The organism is Bradyrhizobium sp. LB11.1, from assembly GCF_040549385.1.
Lineage (GTDB): Bacteria > Pseudomonadota > Alphaproteobacteria > Rhizobiales > Xanthobacteraceae > Bradyrhizobium.
The window spans coordinates 212,069-227,662 of sequence record NZ_JBEPTH010000003.1; the positions used below are offsets into that span (position 1 = coordinate 212,069).

Below are 15,594 nucleotides of genomic sequence, written 5' to 3' on the forward strand. Positions count from 1 at the left end.
CCGGCCGATGGATATCGACGTCTTCGCGCACGGCATCGTCGCCGGCAGCCTGTACGCACTGGTCGCGGTGAGCTTCAACATTCTCTACCGGCCGACCAACGTGTTCAATTTCGCGCAGGGCGAGCTCGTCATGCTCGGCGCGATGATCTTTGCGAGCCTCACCTCGCTCGCGGGGATGCCATGGTTGGTCGCGTTCGCGGCGACGCTTCTCGCTGTCGGATGCATCGGGCTGGTGGAGGAGCGCATCGCGGTCGCGCCCATCCTGGCGCGGTCGCAGACCGGAACGGGCTGGGTCATCACCACGCTCGCGACCTCGCTGATCATCTCCAACCTGGTCGGACGCTTCTGGGGACCCGACCCGATCCTGGTCAAGCCGCCCGCGCTGCTGAGCATGGAATCGCTCGACATCGCCTCGTCGCGCATCTCGTCTTACGAGATCGCACTCGTGCTGCTGACCCTGGTTCTCGTCGCTATCGTCGAGCGGGTGTACCGCACCCTCAAGGGCAAGGCCGTGATGGCCGTCGCCGAAGACCGCGAGGCTGCGCTATTGCGCGGCATTGACCCCGGCAGTCTCGGTCGCTGGTCGTTTTTCCTCGGCGCGGCCTTCGCGGCGATGACCGGCGTGCTCGCCGCGCCCATTCTCTATGCTTCGACCTCGCTCGGACCGGATCTGCTGCTCAAGGGTTTTGCGGCGGCTGCGGTCGGCTCGATCGGCAACAACCGCGGGGCGCTTATTGCCGGATATGTCATCGGCGTGACGGAAGCGGTCGGCGCCTCGCTGCTGTCGCCCGGCTATCAGGAGGCGGTGATCTTCATGGTCGTGCTGGCCGTGCTGCTGCTGAAGCCGGAAGGCCTGTTCGGCAGCCCGAACGCGCGGACGGTCTGACCATGTTGCGCGCCGTCGTTCCCTTCGTCGCACAGGCCGCCGCGCTCGGCGCTGCGCTCGCCCTGCCCGCCTTCGTCGGCGCCAACTCCTATGCGCTGTTCGTCGCGACCCAGCTCGGCATCTACGTCATCGCGGCGATCGGCCTCAACCTGCTCGCCGGCTATGCCGGACAGGTCTCGCTCGGGCACGCCGCCTTTGTCGCGATCGGCGCCTACTCGGTCGCGCTTCTCACCGTCGATCATCATTGGCCGTTCTGGGCCGCGGCCGTGGTCGGGATGGTGCTGGCCGCAGGCCTCGGCGTGCTCGCCGCCCTGCCCGCGTTTAGGCTCAACACCTGGTACTTCGCCTTCATCACGCTCGCCTTTGCGCTCGTCTTCGAGAAGATGATCGTCGAATGGCGCTGGCTGACGAAGGGCTTTGCCGGCGTCGTCGGCGTGCCCCCACCCTCCGCATTCGGCACCGAATTCGGCCCGCGGCCGCTCTATTATACTGTGGTAGCGGTCACCGTCGTCGCCTTCATCCTGGTGCGCAATATCGTCCATTCGCGTTTCGGCCGCGCTTTCGTCGCCGTGCGCGACGTCGAGCCGGCGGCGCTTGCGGTCGGGGCCTCGCCGCAGCGGACCAAGCTCACGGCCTTCGTGATTTCGGCTGCCCTCGCCGGCGTCGCCGGCGCCTTCTTCGCCGTGCAGAAGACGGTGGTCACGCCGGACGACTTCACCGCCGACTTCTCGATCTTCTTCCTGCTGACCGTCGTGCTCGGCGGCCTCGGCACGCTATGGGGACCGATCATCGGCGCGCTCGTGTTCTTCCTCATCCCCGAACTGCTGGCCGGCCTGCAGAGTTGGCGCATGTTGATCTATGGCGGCCTGCTGCTCGGCCTGATGCTGTTCGCGCCGCATGGCCTCTACGGCGCGTTGCGCCAGGCGTGGCGGCGCTTTGCGCCGGCGCCGCCAAAATCAAGTGCTGCTGTGGACGCCTCGGAGGCCCGGGAGCACCCCCCGATCGCGGGGCTTGCACTCGACATTTCCGGCCTGCGCAAACAATTCGGCGGCGTGCTCGCCCTCGACGGGGTGGATCTTTCAGTCCCCGCCGGAAGCTGCTGCGCCATCGTCGGGCCAAACGGCTCCGGCAAGACCACGCTGCTCAATCTCGCCAGCGGATATTACGTGCCCGATGCCGGCAGCGTGAAGATCGGCGGGGTGGAGGCGCTCGGCTCCGGCGCACAGAAGATCGCCGCCCGCGGCGTCGGACGCACCTTCCAGACGCCGAGACTCATCGCCGACTTGACCGCGCTCGATAACGTCATGCTCGGCGCCTACACGCGCGAGCGCGCCGGGCTGCTTGCGACGGCGCTGCGATTGTCCTCCGCCCGCGCCGAAGCACGCCGGTTGCGGCAGGAGGCGCTCGGCTTCCTGCACTTCGTCGGCGTCGCCGACCGCGCCGGTGTCGAGGCCGGCGAGATCCCGCACGGCCAGCAGCGGCTGATCGAGATCGCCCGCGCCATGATGGGCGGCGCACGGTTGATCCTGCTCGACGAGCCCGCAGCCGGGCTGTCGATGTCCGAGCTGGAGCGGCTCGAGCGGCTGATCACTCGCATCTGCGGGCTCGGCGCCACGATCGTCATCGTCGAGCACCATCTCGATCTCGTCGCCAATGTCGCAAGCCATGTCACCGTTCTCGATCGCGGCACAGTGCTCGCCGCGGGCAAGCCTTCGACGGTCTTCAAAGACGAGCGCGTGATGCGCGCCTATATGGGCGAGCGGGCGCTGAAAGCAGAGGTGCCCGCATGAAGGCCACGGTCTCCCTGCCACTGCTATCGGCCAGCAATGTCGACGCAGGCTACGGCCACGTCCGCGTGCTGGAGAACGTATCCATCGATGTGCGCCAGGGACGCATCGTCGTGCTGGTCGGCCGCAACGGCGCCGGCAAATCGACCTTGCTGCGCGCCTTGTCCGGCCTCAATCGGCCGACCTCGGGCAAGGTCACTTTTGACGGAAGCGACATCACGACGGCGCGGCCGAATGCCATCGTCAAGGCCGGCCTGTTGCATGTCGCCGAAGGCCGGCGGCTGTTTCGGCGCCAGAGCGTTGCCGACAATATCGAGCTCGGCCGCTATGGCCTGCGCCTGACCGAGCAGGACCATCACCGGCGCGTCGAGGGTATCCACCAGCTCTTTCCGATTTTACGCGAGAAGATGGACTTGCCGGCCGGCAGCCTGTCGGGCGGCCAGCAGCAGATGCTCGCCATCGCGCAGGCGATGATGCGCGAGCCGAAGCTGCTGATGCTCGACGAGCCGTCGCTCGGGCTTGCGCCGGTACTGGTGGACCAGGTATTGGCCGCCATCCTCACATTGCGGGCGCAGGGCGTCGCCATTCTCCTCGTCGAGCAGATGGTGGAGCGCGCGCTCGAGATCGCCGACGACGCCTATGTCATGCAGAACGGCCGCGTCATCGCCAGCGGCCCGGCTGCCGAGATCGCCGCCGGCGACGCCCTGCACGCCGCGTTCATGGGCGAGCACAGCGCGCCGCATCATTCCGAACCACGACAGAGCCGACCATGACCTTGCATCCGGACGCCGGACAACGGCAGATTCTCGCAGCCATCGAGAGCGAGCGCACCAAATTGATGGACGAGGCGCGTCCTCAGGCGATGAAGCGGCTGGCCGAGCGCGGCCGCCTGTCGCCGCGTGCGCGGATCGCACGGCTGGTCGACCCCGATACGTTCGACGAGCTCGGCGCGCTCGCATCCGAAGAACCTGAAGCCGGCCAGCCGCATCCCCGCGACATATCGCCGGCCGACGGCGTCGTCACCGGCACGGCGCGCATCGACGGGCGGCCCGTCGCAATCGTCGCGCAGGATTTCAGCGTCTTCGGCGGCAGCATCGGCAAGCTCGGAAGCGCCAAGACCCATCGCATGGTCAGAATCGCCATCCGCCGCGGCATCCCCGTGGTCATGATGCTCGACGGCGGCGGCCACCGGATCCAGGGCGGACAGAACTCGCGGCACTTCGCCCAGGCCAACAGCATGTTTCACGACCTCGCGCGGGCCTCGGGCTGGATTCCGATGGTCGCACTGATGCTGGGCGCAGGCTTTGCCGGACCGACCAACTACGCGGGCCTTGCCGATCTCGTGGTTATGGTGCGCGGACAGTCCGTTATGGGCCTTGCGGGACCGGCGCTGGTGAAGGCTGGAACCGGCGAAGACACCGACCAGGAGACGCTCGGCGGCGCCGCGGTTCAAGTCGACAAGCAGGGCCTCGCCGATCTCGGCGTCGCCAACGAGGACGAGGCTTTTGCCGCAGCCAGGCGCTTCCTGTCCTATCTGCCGGCGAACGCCCGCAAGCCGCTGCCCGCGGTCGCAACCGACGATCCCGCCGACCGCGGCGACGAGGCGCTGCTCGACATCGTGCCGCCATCGACGCGGCGCGCCTACGACATGCGCCAGATCGTCAGCGGCATCGCCGACACCGGCAGCCTGTTCGAGATCAAGCCGACCTTCGCCGCCAACCTCATCACGGGTTTCGCGCGGCTCGGCGGCCGGCCCGTCGGCTTCATCGCCAACCAGCCGATGCGCATCGGCGGCATCCTCGATGCCAACGCCTGCGAGAAAGGCGCCCACTTCATCGCGCTCTGCGATGCCTACGGCCTCCCCTTGATCTCGCTGATCGACGTGCCCGGCTTCTACATCGGCTCGGCGGCGGAACGCACCACGCTCGGGCGGCGCAGCGCCAAGTTGATCCACGAATGGGGCCACGCCAGCGTGCCGCGCGTCTCGGTGGTGATCCGCAAGGGCTTTGGCCTGGGCTATTTCGCCATGAATGGCGGCCGCGCCTTCGATTCCGATGCGTCCTTTGCCTGGCCGTCGGCGCAGATCTGCGCGATGTCGATCGAGGGCGCGATCGATGTGGCATTCCGGAAAGAGTACATGTCGGCCCCCGATCCGCAGGTCCGCCGGCAGGAGATGATCGAGGAGACGCGCGCGCAGACCGGCTCCATCCACGCGGCCGAGGGTTTCGGCGTGGACGACGTGATCGATCCGCGCACCACGCGCCGGCGCATAATCGAGATCTTCGCGCAGGCACCGCCGCGGCGTGAGCCCGATCACCCGCCAAAATTCCGGTCGATCGCGCCGATCTAGCACCGGAGCGGGCTGCGGCGCACGCAAGCGACATTGAAATAAAAGGGAGGAGTGCCATGACGACCCAACGCAACCTCGACCGCCGCCTGTTTCTCGGCAGCGCCGCGGCACTAGGCGCCAGCGCGCTGCTCCGGCCGGCCTTCGCCACGGACGACGCCTTCAATGTCGGCTGGGTACGGCCGACGACCGGCCGGCTCGCCTCCTCCTATGCTCCGCTCTATATCGGCGGGCTGATCGCGATCGACGAGATCAATGCCAGCGGCGGCGTGATGGGCCGCAAGATCGTGCGACAGGAGGAAGACGACGAAGCCTCTCCCGCACGCGAGCCCGCCGTCGTCAAGAAACTCCAGGAGGCCGGCGTCCGCTATATCTGCGGCCCCACCGGATCGAGCCAATCGCTGGCTGCGCTCGCGGTCACGACCCCGGCCAGGACCATCACCACCATGTATGCGATCGCCTCGGAGGCCGGGGACGGCACGCGCTACCCCTGGCATTATCAGTGCACTTTCAATTCCGATCTCCAGGCGGAGATGGCGTCGCGCTACCTCGTCGAAACGCTGAAGCTGAAGAAGATCGGCATTCTCCAGGAGAACACCGCCTATGGTGAGCAGGTCGTGGCGGCCTGCCACACCATCCTGAAGAAGCTCGGCGTGAGCCCGGTGGGGGTCGAGGTGTTCCCGATCACGGCGCCGGACCTCAACGGATATGTCGGCAACCTGCGCAAGGCCGGTGCCGAGGGCATCCTGTACTGGACCGGCTCGACGCCGATCACGGCCAAGGGCTTCAACTCCATGCACAGCCAGAAATACTATCCCGCGATCGCCGGTCACAGCGCATTGTTCGCGGATTCGCTACTCGACCTCGTGCCCGCGGAAGCGCTGCAGAACGCGGCGGGTACCTACTACAAGACCCTGACCTGGAGCGACAAGGACGAGATTGGCGGCCGGCAAATGGAGTTCGCAAAGAAAGCGAACGCCTTTCCCGAAACCAAGGAGACCGGGGTCAATGTCGCCGCCTCGCCGTTCTATGATTTCCTCCACATGGTACGGGCGGCCGTCGAACAGGAGAAGTCATTTGATCCCGAGAAGGTGAAGCGCGCCATGGATGCGACCAAGGACTACAAGGGCCTGCTCGGCAATCTGAGCTTCACGCCGACCAATCATGCCGCGATTTCGATCGAGGACATGACTATGGCGACGCTGCTGTCGGGACGCGATCCCAAGGCTATGTCCGTGTTCCGCAAGCGCGCGGTCTAGGGAAGAATGTCGATGCAATCTACCAGCCCCAGCACAAATGCCGCATGGACAGACCCGCGCATCCTTCCGCCTGACGTCTGCGTGCTCCGCCATGTCCTAGACCGCCACGCGGCTGATACCCCGGACAAGGTGTTTGTCCGCTTCGACGACGGCCACGAATGGACCTACGCGCAGATCCATTTGACCGTTCGCCGCACCGCAGCCGCCCTGCAACGCATGGGGGTGGCGCAAGGCGACCACGTTCTCACCTGGCTTCCGAACAGTCCGGATGCACTGCGTATCTGGTTTGCCATCAACTATATCGGGGCCGTCTATGTCCCCATGAACGTCGCCTGGCGTGGGCAAGTTCTTGAGAACGCCGTGCGGATTTCCGGCGCACGGCTGCTGATCTCACACGCAGGGCTCGTGGACCGACTGAACGATGTCGACCGCTGCGCGCTGACCGATCTGCTGCTGATCGGGCCCGACGCCCGCGACAGGCAGCTCCCCGGCTTCCGTCATCATGATGCCGCCGAGCTGTCCGTGAGCGGAGAACCGGCACCGCTGCAACAGCCGATCACGCCCTGGGACAACCAGATGATCATCTACACGTCGGGCACGACCGGTCCGTCAAAGGGCGTGCTCTGCACCTACATGCACTGCGGCTCCTGCGCGCTCGCCTTCGCACCGCTGACAGCCGATGATCGCAACCTCGTCAACCTTCCGCTGTTCCACATGAGCGGTACTGGGGCCGTCTATCGCATGCTGGTGAAGGGCGGATCGATCGCGCTCGTTGAGTCCTTCGACACGCGCTCGTTCTGGGACACGGTGCGGCGAACGCGATCGACCTATTTGACCCTGCTCGGCGCCATGCTGCCCTTCCTGCTGAAGGAGCCGCCGGGTCCGGGCGACCGGTACCATACGCTGCGTATCGTCAACATCGTGCCGCTGGCCGAGGGCTTCCGGGAGTTCGGCGAGCGCTTCGGCGTCGAGGTCTACACGGTGTTCAACATGACCGAGACGTCATGGCCGATCATCTCCGAGTGCGCTCCGGAGACGCTCGGCACCTGCGGCAGTCCCCGCCCCGGCGTATGTGCCCGGATCGTCGACGACAATGACATCGAGGTCGCTCCAGGCAAGACCGGCGAGCTCGTGTTGCGCACGGATGCGCCCTGGGCCATGAGCCATGGCTATTGCGGCAACCCGGAAGCGACCGCGCGGGCCTGGCGCAACGGCTGGTTCCACACCGGCGATGCCTTCCGCCAGAACGAGCGCGGCGAGTTCTTCTTCGTCGATCGCATCAAGGACGCGATCCGGCGGCGCGGCGAGAACATCTCCTCTTTCGAGGTCGAAGCCGCGATCAGCGCGCACCTCGATGTCCGCGAGGTCGCGGTCGTCGGCGTCCCCAGCGAGTTCGGCGAGGACGAGGTGCTGGCCGTGGTCGCACCGGTCGCCGGACGAACGATCGACGTTGCCGGCCTCATCGAATGGCTGCGGCCGCGGCTCGCGCATTTCATGATCCCGCGCTACATCCGGATCATGCCGGAGCTGCCGAAGACGCCGACACAGAAGGTGCAGAAGCATCTGCTGCGCGCCGACGGCGTCGCCAGTGACGCATGGGACCGCGAGGCGGCGGGGCTCAGGATCGGCCGCGACCAGCTCGCAAGCCTCGGCGGCGCTGGAGATATCAGCCGATGAGCGGTCCGCTCGCCGGCCTGCGTGTGGTCGAAATGGCCGGCATCGGTCCCGGGCCCTTCTGCGCGATGCTGCTGGCAGATCTCGGCGCGGAGGTCGTCCGCATTCGTCGGCCGGGTGGCACCATGTTCGACACCGAGCCGCGCTTCGACGTGACCGGGCGTGGCTGCCGCTTCGTCGACCTCGACTTGCGCGGGAGCGACGCCGTCACAGACGCTCTCGCCCTGATCGACAAGGCCGAGGTGCTGATCGAGGGCTATCGCCCGGGCGTGATGGAGCGCATGGGTCTTGGACCCGACATCTGCCTCTCACGCAATCCGCGTCTCGTCTATGGGCGCATGACGGGCTGGGGCCAGGACGGCCCGCTGGCGCAGCGCGCCGGGCACGACATCAACTACATCGCCCTGACCGGAGCGCTGCATGCGATCGGCCGCCCCGGCTCGCCACCGCCGCCGCCGCTGAACCTGGTCGGCGACTTCGGCGGCGGCGCGATGTTCCTGGCCTTCGGCGTCGTGGCCGCGCTGGTGGAGGCCCGCGTCTCAGGCCAAGGACAGGTGGTCGACGCCGCCATGACCGACGGCGTCGCCCTGCTGGCCGCGGGACGCTATGCCGGCCGCGCCTCTGGACACCAGAGCAACGAGCGCGGCAACAATCTGCTCGACGGTGGCGCGCCGTTCTATGACACCTATGAATGCGCCGACGGAGAATTCATCGCGCTTGGTGCCATCGAACCGCAATTCTATGCGCGTTTCCGCACGCTTTGCGGACTGACCGACCCGCTGTTCGACGACCAGATGAACAAATCACAATGGCCGGCGCAGAAGCATCAGCTCACGGCGATGTTTCGCACCCGGAGCTGTGCCGCGTGGATCGCGCTTCTCGGAAACGACGACACCTGCATCGCGCCCGTGCTCGACTGGGACAAGGCGCCCAACGACCCGCACAACATCGCGCGAAGCACCTTCGTCACGATCGACGAAGTGATCCAGCCGGCCCCGGCGCCGCGCTTCAGCCGCACGCCGGCAACGCTGCCGCGCTCTGCCCGCGTCTCCGGCGACGACACTGGCAAGGTCCTGCACCGTTGGGGACTCGCACAGCCGGTGGTCGACCGCCTGCTGGCCTGACGTCACGTCTCCCTCACCGATCGCGACGGCCCTTCATCCGGCGGGCGCCGAATACCGTCAACGGATCGACGCCGCCATTCATGTAAAGATATTGACATATATCGACCTCCGTGAAAACGTGGATGCAAAGATCTAATGAAACCACGGGGAGGACCGAATGACGCGGACAAGGACGACGACGCTTGCATCGCTTGCGCTGCTGGCAGCCTTCGCAGGCATGGGCATAGCTTCCGCCCAGGACAGGCCGGTCAAGATCGGCATCCTGAACGACCAGGCCTCGGTCTACTCCGCCATCACCGGCCCCGGATCGGTCGCGGCTGCCCGCCTCGCCATCGAGGACATGGGCGGCACGATGTTCGGCAAGCCGATCGAGCTGATCTCCGCGGACCACAGCCACAAGCCGGATATCGGCTCGGCTATCGCGCGGCGCTGGTTCGACGTCGAAGGCGTCGACGCGATCTTCGACATCTACAGCTCCGGCGTCGCGCTCGCCGTACAGGGTATCGCCGAACAGAAGAACAAGCTGCTGGTGGTGTCGATGGCGTCGAGCCGTGACATCAGCGGCAAGTCCTGCTCGCCGAACGGCATGCAATGGGCCAATGACGGCTACGAGGTCGCCAATCTGACCATCAAGGGCGCATCCGACGGCAAGCCCACGTCCTGGTTCTTCCTGACCGTCGATTACGCGGCGGGGCACTCGATCGAACGCGATTCCCAGAAGATGATCGAGAAGGACGGCGGCAAGTTCGTCGGCGCCGTGCGGTTTCCCCTCAACACCCCGGATTTCAGCTCGTTCCTGCTGCAGGCGCAGAATTCCGGCGCCAAGAACATCGGCTTCATCGGCGGCGGCGCCGACATGACCAACGCGATCAAGCAGGCCGCGGAATTCGGCATCGACCGCACCGGCCAGCGCTTCGTGCCGTTCTCGCTGACGACGGTCGACATCGACGCGCTCGGCAACGAGGCCACGCAAGGCATGCCGCTGGTGTTGAGCTATTACTGGGATGCCTCCGACCAGACCAAGGCCTTCGCCGCGCGCTTCAAGAAGGCCTTCGGCAAGATGCCGAGCGATCCCCAGGCCAACGTCTACAGCGCGGTACTGCATTATCTGAAGTCGGTGAAGGCGGCCGGGACCAGCGACACGACGGCGGTGCTGGCGAAAATGAGGGAGCTGCCGGTCGAGGATCTCTTCACCTCGGGCGCGCGCATCCGCGAAGACGGGCGGCTGATGCGCGAGGTCTACTATGCCGAGGCTAAGAAGCCCGGCGCCATGAGCGGACCGACCGACCTGATCACGCTGGTCAAGAAGAAGCCGGGATCGGACGCCTTCATCCCGGCCAGCGAAAGCGAATGCAAGCTCGTCAAGAAGTGAGCCTCGCTTGAGGAACGGGCTCGCTCAGCCGTAAAGCCGGGCCAGTTCCTCCTTCTTGACCTTGCCGGTCGCGGTCATCGGCAAGGCGTCGACGATCCGGATCTCGGGGATCTTGTAGACCGCGAGGCGTTCCCGGCAGAAGGCCGCGAGCACCTCGGCGGTCGTGGCCGCCTTGCGCTCCGGCAACACCGTGACGAAGGCGACCGGGACCTGCCCGCGGGTGTCGTCGACCCGGCCGATCACGCCGCTTCCGGTGACGTCGGGATGCTGGCCGAGCGCCGCCTCGATCTCCGACGGAAACACGCTCATGCCCTTCACTTTCAGCATCTCCTTGCGCCGGCCGAGGAAGTGGATGGTGCCCTGCTCCGAGATCATGCCGATGTCGCCGGTTCGCAGCCAGCCGTTGACGAGGCCCTCGGCGGTCGCATCCGGCTTGTTCCAATAGCCCTTCAGCAACGACGGCGTGCGCACGCACAATTCGCCCTCCTCGCCGAGCGGGAGTAGCCGGTCCGAGCCGAATTCGAGGATCTTGAAGTCAGTCTCGGGCACTGGAATGCCGCAGAAGATCTGGCGCTGCTTGAGATCACGGTCGTAGTCCTGCCAGCCGCGGTTGAAGGCGTCGTAGGAGTGCGTCTCGGTCATCCCCCAGGCCGCCTCGCGCAAGATCGTGCCGGTCAGTTTGCGCCAGTCGTCGCGGAAGATCGGATTGAGCTTCTTGACGAAGGAGGCCACCATGACTTCGCGCAACGAACTCATGTCGTACTGGTTCGCGTCGGACCGGTTCATGATCTCGACCGCGTTGTCCACGACCATGTTCGAGATCGTCGCGCGATGGCGCTGGACCGCGAACATGTAGGCCTGCGGGTCCCAGCGCGCCATCAGCACGCAAGTTGCGCCCGTCACCATCGGCAGGATGATGCCGAGATCCTCGCCGGCCATCCAGAAGATCGGCCAGAAATTGATGATGACGTCCTCGGCGGTGACCGTCATCGACACCGAGCCCATGACGGCACCCGTGAACAGCATGTCGAACTGGGTGTGGACGCAGCCCTTCGGCATGCCGGTGGTGCCGCCCGTGTAGTTCAGAGCCGCGATGTCGTCGAGGCCGATGTCGACCTGCGGCGGTGCGCCCGTCTCCTGCGCAAGCGCAGCCATGAGATCGATGGAATCGGCGACCGCGACCCGCGGCGCCGTCAACGCCGGCGGCAAGGGCCCTTCCGGCTCCGCACCCAGCGCATCGCCGAAGCTCGTGACGACGAGATGCGTGATGCCGCACTCCTGGCGAACCTCTTCGACGAGATGGGCCAGCTGGTCGTGCGCGACCACGATCCGCGCCTGCGTGTCGTTGATCTCGTAGGCGAACTCGGGCCGGGTGAACATCGGGTTGACCGGCACGTGAACGCAGCCGGCCTTGAGGATGCCGAAGAAGCAGACGTAGAACTGCGGACAATTCGGCAGGAACACCGCGACGCGGTCTCCCTTGCGCGCGCCGAGGCGGTTCAAGAGGCTCGCAAAGCGGTCGCTGAGACGATCGAGCTCGGCATAGCTGAGGGCACAGCCGTAGAACAGCACGGCCGCCTTATCGGGCTGCCGCCGCGCCCATTCGCGCAGATACTCCGTCAGCGGCCGTCGGCCGAGCGGAAACACCGGCTGCCTGGGGACGCCGGCCGGCCACAGCCCCGCTTGCAGGCTGCGAACGTGAGCCAAATAGCTCTCTTCGCTCCGTGTGTAGTCCGTGTCGGGTTTTTCCCTTGTCATTGTTTCCTCCCTTGGTTGTGGCGCGCTCACCACAAGTCGACGCGCGTCGTTCGCCTTTCGCTGAAGCGGCCCGGCTGCATCGAGGCCTTGAGCCCACGGACGATCCAGCGCCGGGTCTCGCAGGGATCGATGACGTCGTCGACCTCGAGGAAGGTCGCGCCGCTCAGCGCCTTGTTCTCCTCGTAGGATTTGGCGACCATCTGGTCGAACCAGGCTTTTCGGGCAGCAGGGTCCTCGATCGCCGCGAGTTCCTTCCGGTAGGCGAGCTTCACCGCGCCTTCGAGGCCCATGGCGCCGAACTCGGCGCTCGGCCACGCCACCATGAAGAACGACATCTGGCTCGATCCGCCGGCCATCGCCAGCGCGCCGAGCCCATAGGCCTTGCGCAGCACCACCGTGAAATACGGCACCGTTGCCCGCGACGCAGCTACGAACACCCGCGAGACGTGTCGCACCTGGGCGGTCTTCTCGACTTCCGGCCCCACCATCATGCCCGGCGTGTCGCAAAGCGAGACGATGGGAATGCCAAAGCCGTCGCAGAGCTGGATGAAGCGCGCCGCCTTGTCGCCGCCGTCGGCGTCGATTGCGCCGCCGAGATGACGTGAATCGTTTGCGATCAGACCGACGGGCATGCCTTCGATGCGCGCGAGCGCCGTGATCATGCCACGCCCGAAGGACGGACGCAGTTCTAGCACGGAGCCTGCATCGGCAAGCGTCGCTATGATCGGCCGCACGTCGTAGGCGCGGAGCCGGTTCTCCGGGACGGCGTGGCGCAGCAGGCGCTGGTCGGCACATGACCAGTCGCAAACCCGCCCTTGGAAATAGCCGAGATATTTACGGGCGGCGGCGACGCCCTCCGCCTCGTCCTCGACCAGCACGTCGATCACGCCGTTCGGCGCCTGCACCTCGACCGGGCCGATGTCCTCGGGGCGGAACACACCGAGACCGCCGCCCTCGATCATCGCCGGCCCACCCATGCCGATGTTCGACGTCCGGTCTGCAATGATGACGTCGCAGCTGCCCAGCAACGCAGCGTTGCCCGCAAAGCATCGTCCCGAGACCACGCCCACCAGCGGCACCTTGCCGTTGAGGGCGCCGATCTTCGAAAACGTCGTGGTCTCGAGCCCCGCTGGCGTTGGCCATTCGTCACCGGGCCGTCCGCCGCCACCTTCCGCAAACAGCACCACCGGGAGCGCCCATCGGTCGGCAAGCGTCAGCAGCCGGTCCTTCTTCTTGTGATTGACGACGCCCTGCGTGCCGGCGAACACCGTGTAGTCATAGGCCATGACCGCGCAGCGGGACTGCTCGTCTCCGAACAGCTCGCCGTTGACGGCACCGACGCCTGTGATCAGGCCATCGGCCGGACTCATGCGGCGCAGCTCCTCCAGCGAACGCCGCTGGCGCTGCGCCGCGATCGCGAGGCCACCATACTCGAGGAACGAGTCGGGATCGCAGAGGTCTGCGACATTCTCGCGCGCGGTGCGCTGGTTGGTCTTGCGGCGGCGCGCGACGGCATCGGGACGGCCTTCGTCGAGCCGTTCCGCGCGGCGCGCCATCGCTTCGGCCAGATCTCCCCTGATCTGGTCGAGGTCGATCGCCTCGGCCTCCTCGACACCGGCACCGGCGTCATCGGAAGGGCTGATGTGCAGTAAGGCCTCGCCTTCGAAGATCGTGTCGCCGGCCACGACCAGAATGTCCTCGACGACGCCCGCCACCGGTGCCGCGACGACGTGCTCCATCTTCATCGACTCGATCGCGAGCACCTGCTGTCCCGCACGCACCCGGTCGCCCCTTGCCACATTGCAGGCAACGATCGTTCCCTGCAGCGGCGCCGGCACCGCGACAAGTCCTTCCGGAACGTGGACGGCCTGTCGTGTACGTCCCGCGCTCGACTGCGGCGGGGCGATAGCCGCCTTGGCATCGAAGACGCCGAGCGGATCGACGGCACGGACGTCCCTGTAGCGGTTGGCCGGCGGCTCATCCTTGCTGGTCAAATGGGCCGCAGCCGCGAGGATACTTTCGAGGTGCTGCTCCAGGAATTTCGTCGACACGCGATCGGCCAGAAAATCACCGTTCTCCGTGAGCGCCCTCAAGACGGGAATGTTGGTCTCGACGCCGTCGATGCGAAACTCTTCGAGCGCCCGCCGCCCGCGCCGGATCGCGTCGACCATGCCTTCCGGCGAATAGGCGATCACCTTCGCAAGCAATGAATCGTATCGGGGGCTGGTGCGATAGCCGACATAGCCGAACGTATCGACGCGGATGCCCGGACCACCCGGCAAAGTGAAGCCGGTCAGCACGCCGCCGGTCGGCCGCGCGCCGCCGTCGGCCGTCATCCGCTCCATGTTGACGCGGAACTGGATTGCGCCGCCGCGCGCAACGGGGATACTGCCGAGACCGATGTCGCGCAGCCGCAGGCCTGAAGCGACCCTGATCTGGGTCTTGACCAGGTCGATCCCGTAGATCTCCTCGGTCACCGTGTGCTCCACCTGCAAGCGCGGATTGGCCTCGATGAAGACGAACTCGCCGCCTTCCGCGGGCATCAGGAACTCGAAGGTCCCGAGGCCTCGATAGGCCGCCGCGCCGGCCATGCGGACCGCTGCCCCGCAAAGCGCCTCACGAATCTCTGGCGCCAGACTCCGGCTGGGCGCCATCTCAACCACCTTCTGGTGACGCCGCTGGATGGTGCATTCGCGCTCGCCGAAGTGGACGACATCCTGCCCATCGCCAACAATCTGCACCTCGAGATGACGCGCATTCGGTAGGTAGCGTTCGACGTAAAGCGCATCGGCGCCAAACGCGGCCAGGGCCTCGGACCGGCAACGCTCCCAGGCGCCGGAAAGCTCCGCCGGCGACGACACGACGCGCATGCCGCGGCCGCCTCCCCCGGCGACGGCCTTGACCATGATCGCTCCGCCGCGACCGAGCTTGTCGAGAAACGCTGCGGCTTCGGCCTCCGATACCGGCCCCGCCGATCCCTCCAGCACGGGTACGCCGGTGCCGCGCGCATGCCGCCGCGCTTCCGACTTGTCGCCGAACAGCTCGAGCGTCGCCGCGGCCGGTCCTATGAACGTCATGCCGGCCGCGGCCACGGCCCGCGCGAAATCCGGGTTCTCCGAGAGGAATCCATATCCGGGGTGCACTGCGTCACAACCGGTCTGCCGCGCCGCATCGACGATCGCCGCGATATCGAGATAGGCTGCAGCACCAACTCCGGGCAATTCGCGCCTCTCGCCGCCCATCCGCGCATGGGCGGAGCCCGCGTCATCTGCAGGAAACATGGCGACGACCGGGATATCGAGCTCAAACGCCGCCCGCGCGATGCGCAGCGCGATTTCCCCGCGGTTGGCGATGAGCACCTTTCGAAACGGCATGTCGATCCTTCCC

At 66.5% G+C, this 15,594-nt stretch carries 10 protein-coding genes; 8 read left to right on the plus strand and 2 right to left on the minus strand.

What is annotated here, in order from left to right:
• The first annotated feature begins 7 nt into the window (after nucleotides 1-7).
• The 8 genes from ABIA96_RS08665 (at nucleotide 8) to ABIA96_RS08700 (ending at nucleotide 10,449) form a co-directional block, all read left to right on the plus strand.
• Nucleotides 8-886 (plus strand): branched-chain amino acid ABC transporter permease, encoded by an 879-nt coding sequence (locus tag ABIA96_RS08665; RefSeq protein WP_354136625.1) that lies wholly within the window; start codon nucleotides 8-10, stop codon nucleotides 884-886.
• A 2-nt stretch (nucleotides 887-888) separates the two neighbouring features.
• A complete protein-coding gene (locus tag ABIA96_RS08670; RefSeq protein ID WP_354136626.1) occupies nucleotides 889-2,676 on the plus strand; it encodes a branched-chain amino acid ABC transporter ATP-binding protein/permease in 1,788 nt (595 codons plus the stop codon).
• A complete protein-coding gene (locus ABIA96_RS08675; RefSeq protein WP_354136627.1) occupies nucleotides 2,673-3,446 on the plus strand; it encodes an ABC transporter ATP-binding protein in 774 nt (257 codons plus the stop codon). The genes ABIA96_RS08670 and ABIA96_RS08675 overlap by 4 nt, the downstream gene beginning before the upstream one ends.
• Nucleotides 3,443-5,023, plus strand: a complete 1,581-nt coding sequence (locus ABIA96_RS08680; RefSeq protein ID WP_354136628.1) for an acyl-CoA carboxylase subunit beta — start codon at nucleotides 3,443-3,445, stop codon at nucleotides 5,021-5,023. The genes ABIA96_RS08675 and ABIA96_RS08680 overlap by 4 nt, the downstream gene beginning before the upstream one ends.
• 56 nt (nucleotides 5,024-5,079) lie before the next feature.
• The gene (locus ABIA96_RS08685; protein ID WP_354136629.1) at nucleotides 5,080-6,279 is read left to right on the plus strand and encodes an ABC transporter substrate-binding protein; all 1,200 of its coding nucleotides are present in this window, start codon (nucleotides 5,080-5,082) and stop codon (nucleotides 6,277-6,279) included.
• A gap of 12 nt (nucleotides 6,280-6,291) precedes the next feature.
• Nucleotides 6,292-7,956, plus strand: coding sequence for an AMP-binding protein (locus ABIA96_RS08690; protein WP_354136630.1), 1,665 nt, complete (start codon nucleotides 6,292-6,294; stop codon nucleotides 7,954-7,956).
• Nucleotides 7,953-9,077, plus strand: a complete 1,125-nt coding sequence (locus tag ABIA96_RS08695; protein WP_354136631.1) for a CaiB/BaiF CoA transferase family protein — start codon at nucleotides 7,953-7,955, stop codon at nucleotides 9,075-9,077. The genes ABIA96_RS08690 and ABIA96_RS08695 overlap by 4 nt, the downstream gene beginning before the upstream one ends.
• A 157-nt stretch (nucleotides 9,078-9,234) precedes the next feature.
• Nucleotides 9,235-10,449, plus strand: a complete 1,215-nt coding sequence (locus ABIA96_RS08700; RefSeq protein WP_354136632.1) for an ABC transporter substrate-binding protein — start codon at nucleotides 9,235-9,237, stop codon at nucleotides 10,447-10,449.
• A 24-nt stretch (nucleotides 10,450-10,473) separates the two neighbouring features.
• Here the strand turns inward: ABIA96_RS08700 and ABIA96_RS08705 are convergent, their stop codons facing one another.
• Together ABIA96_RS08705 and ABIA96_RS08710 are read right to left on the minus strand one after the other, a co-directional pair.
• A complete protein-coding gene (locus tag ABIA96_RS08705; protein ID WP_354136633.1) occupies nucleotides 10,474-12,207 on the minus strand; it encodes an AMP-binding protein in 1,734 nt (577 codons plus the stop codon).
• A 26-nt stretch (nucleotides 12,208-12,233) separates the two neighbouring features.
• Entirely contained in the window at nucleotides 12,234-15,581 is a 3,348-nt protein-coding gene (locus ABIA96_RS08710) for an acetyl-CoA carboxylase family protein (RefSeq protein ID WP_354136634.1), read from the minus strand.
• Between the last annotated feature and the right edge of the window lie 13 nt (nucleotides 15,582-15,594).

Coding starts and splice junctions, on each gene's coding strand:
- ABIA96_RS08670 (WP_354136626.1), top strand. CDS start 889: ATGTTGCGCGCCGTCGTTCCCTTCGTCGCACAGGCCGCCGCGCTCGGC.
- ABIA96_RS08680 (WP_354136628.1), top strand. CDS start 3,443: ATGACCTTGCATCCGGACGCCGGACAACGGCAGATTCTCGCAGCCATC.
- ABIA96_RS08700 (WP_354136632.1), top strand. CDS start 9,235: ATGACGCGGACAAGGACGACGACGCTTGCATCGCTTGCGCTGCTGGCA.
- ABIA96_RS08690 (WP_354136630.1), top strand. CDS start 6,292: ATGCAATCTACCAGCCCCAGCACAAATGCCGCATGGACAGACCCGCGC.
- ABIA96_RS08685 (WP_354136629.1), top strand. CDS start 5,080: ATGACGACCCAACGCAACCTCGACCGCCGCCTGTTTCTCGGCAGCGCC.
- ABIA96_RS08710 (WP_354136634.1), bottom strand. CDS start 15,581: ATGCCGTTTCGAAAGGTGCTCATCGCCAACCGCGGGGAAATCGCGCTG.
- ABIA96_RS08665 (WP_354136625.1), top strand. CDS start 8: ATGGATATCGACGTCTTCGCGCACGGCATCGTCGCCGGCAGCCTGTAC.
- ABIA96_RS08695 (WP_354136631.1), top strand. CDS start 7,953: ATGAGCGGTCCGCTCGCCGGCCTGCGTGTGGTCGAAATGGCCGGCATC.
- ABIA96_RS08675 (WP_354136627.1), top strand. CDS start 2,673: ATGAAGGCCACGGTCTCCCTGCCACTGCTATCGGCCAGCAATGTCGAC.
- ABIA96_RS08705 (WP_354136633.1), bottom strand. CDS start 12,207: ATGACAAGGGAAAAACCCGACACGGACTACACACGGAGCGAAGAGAGC.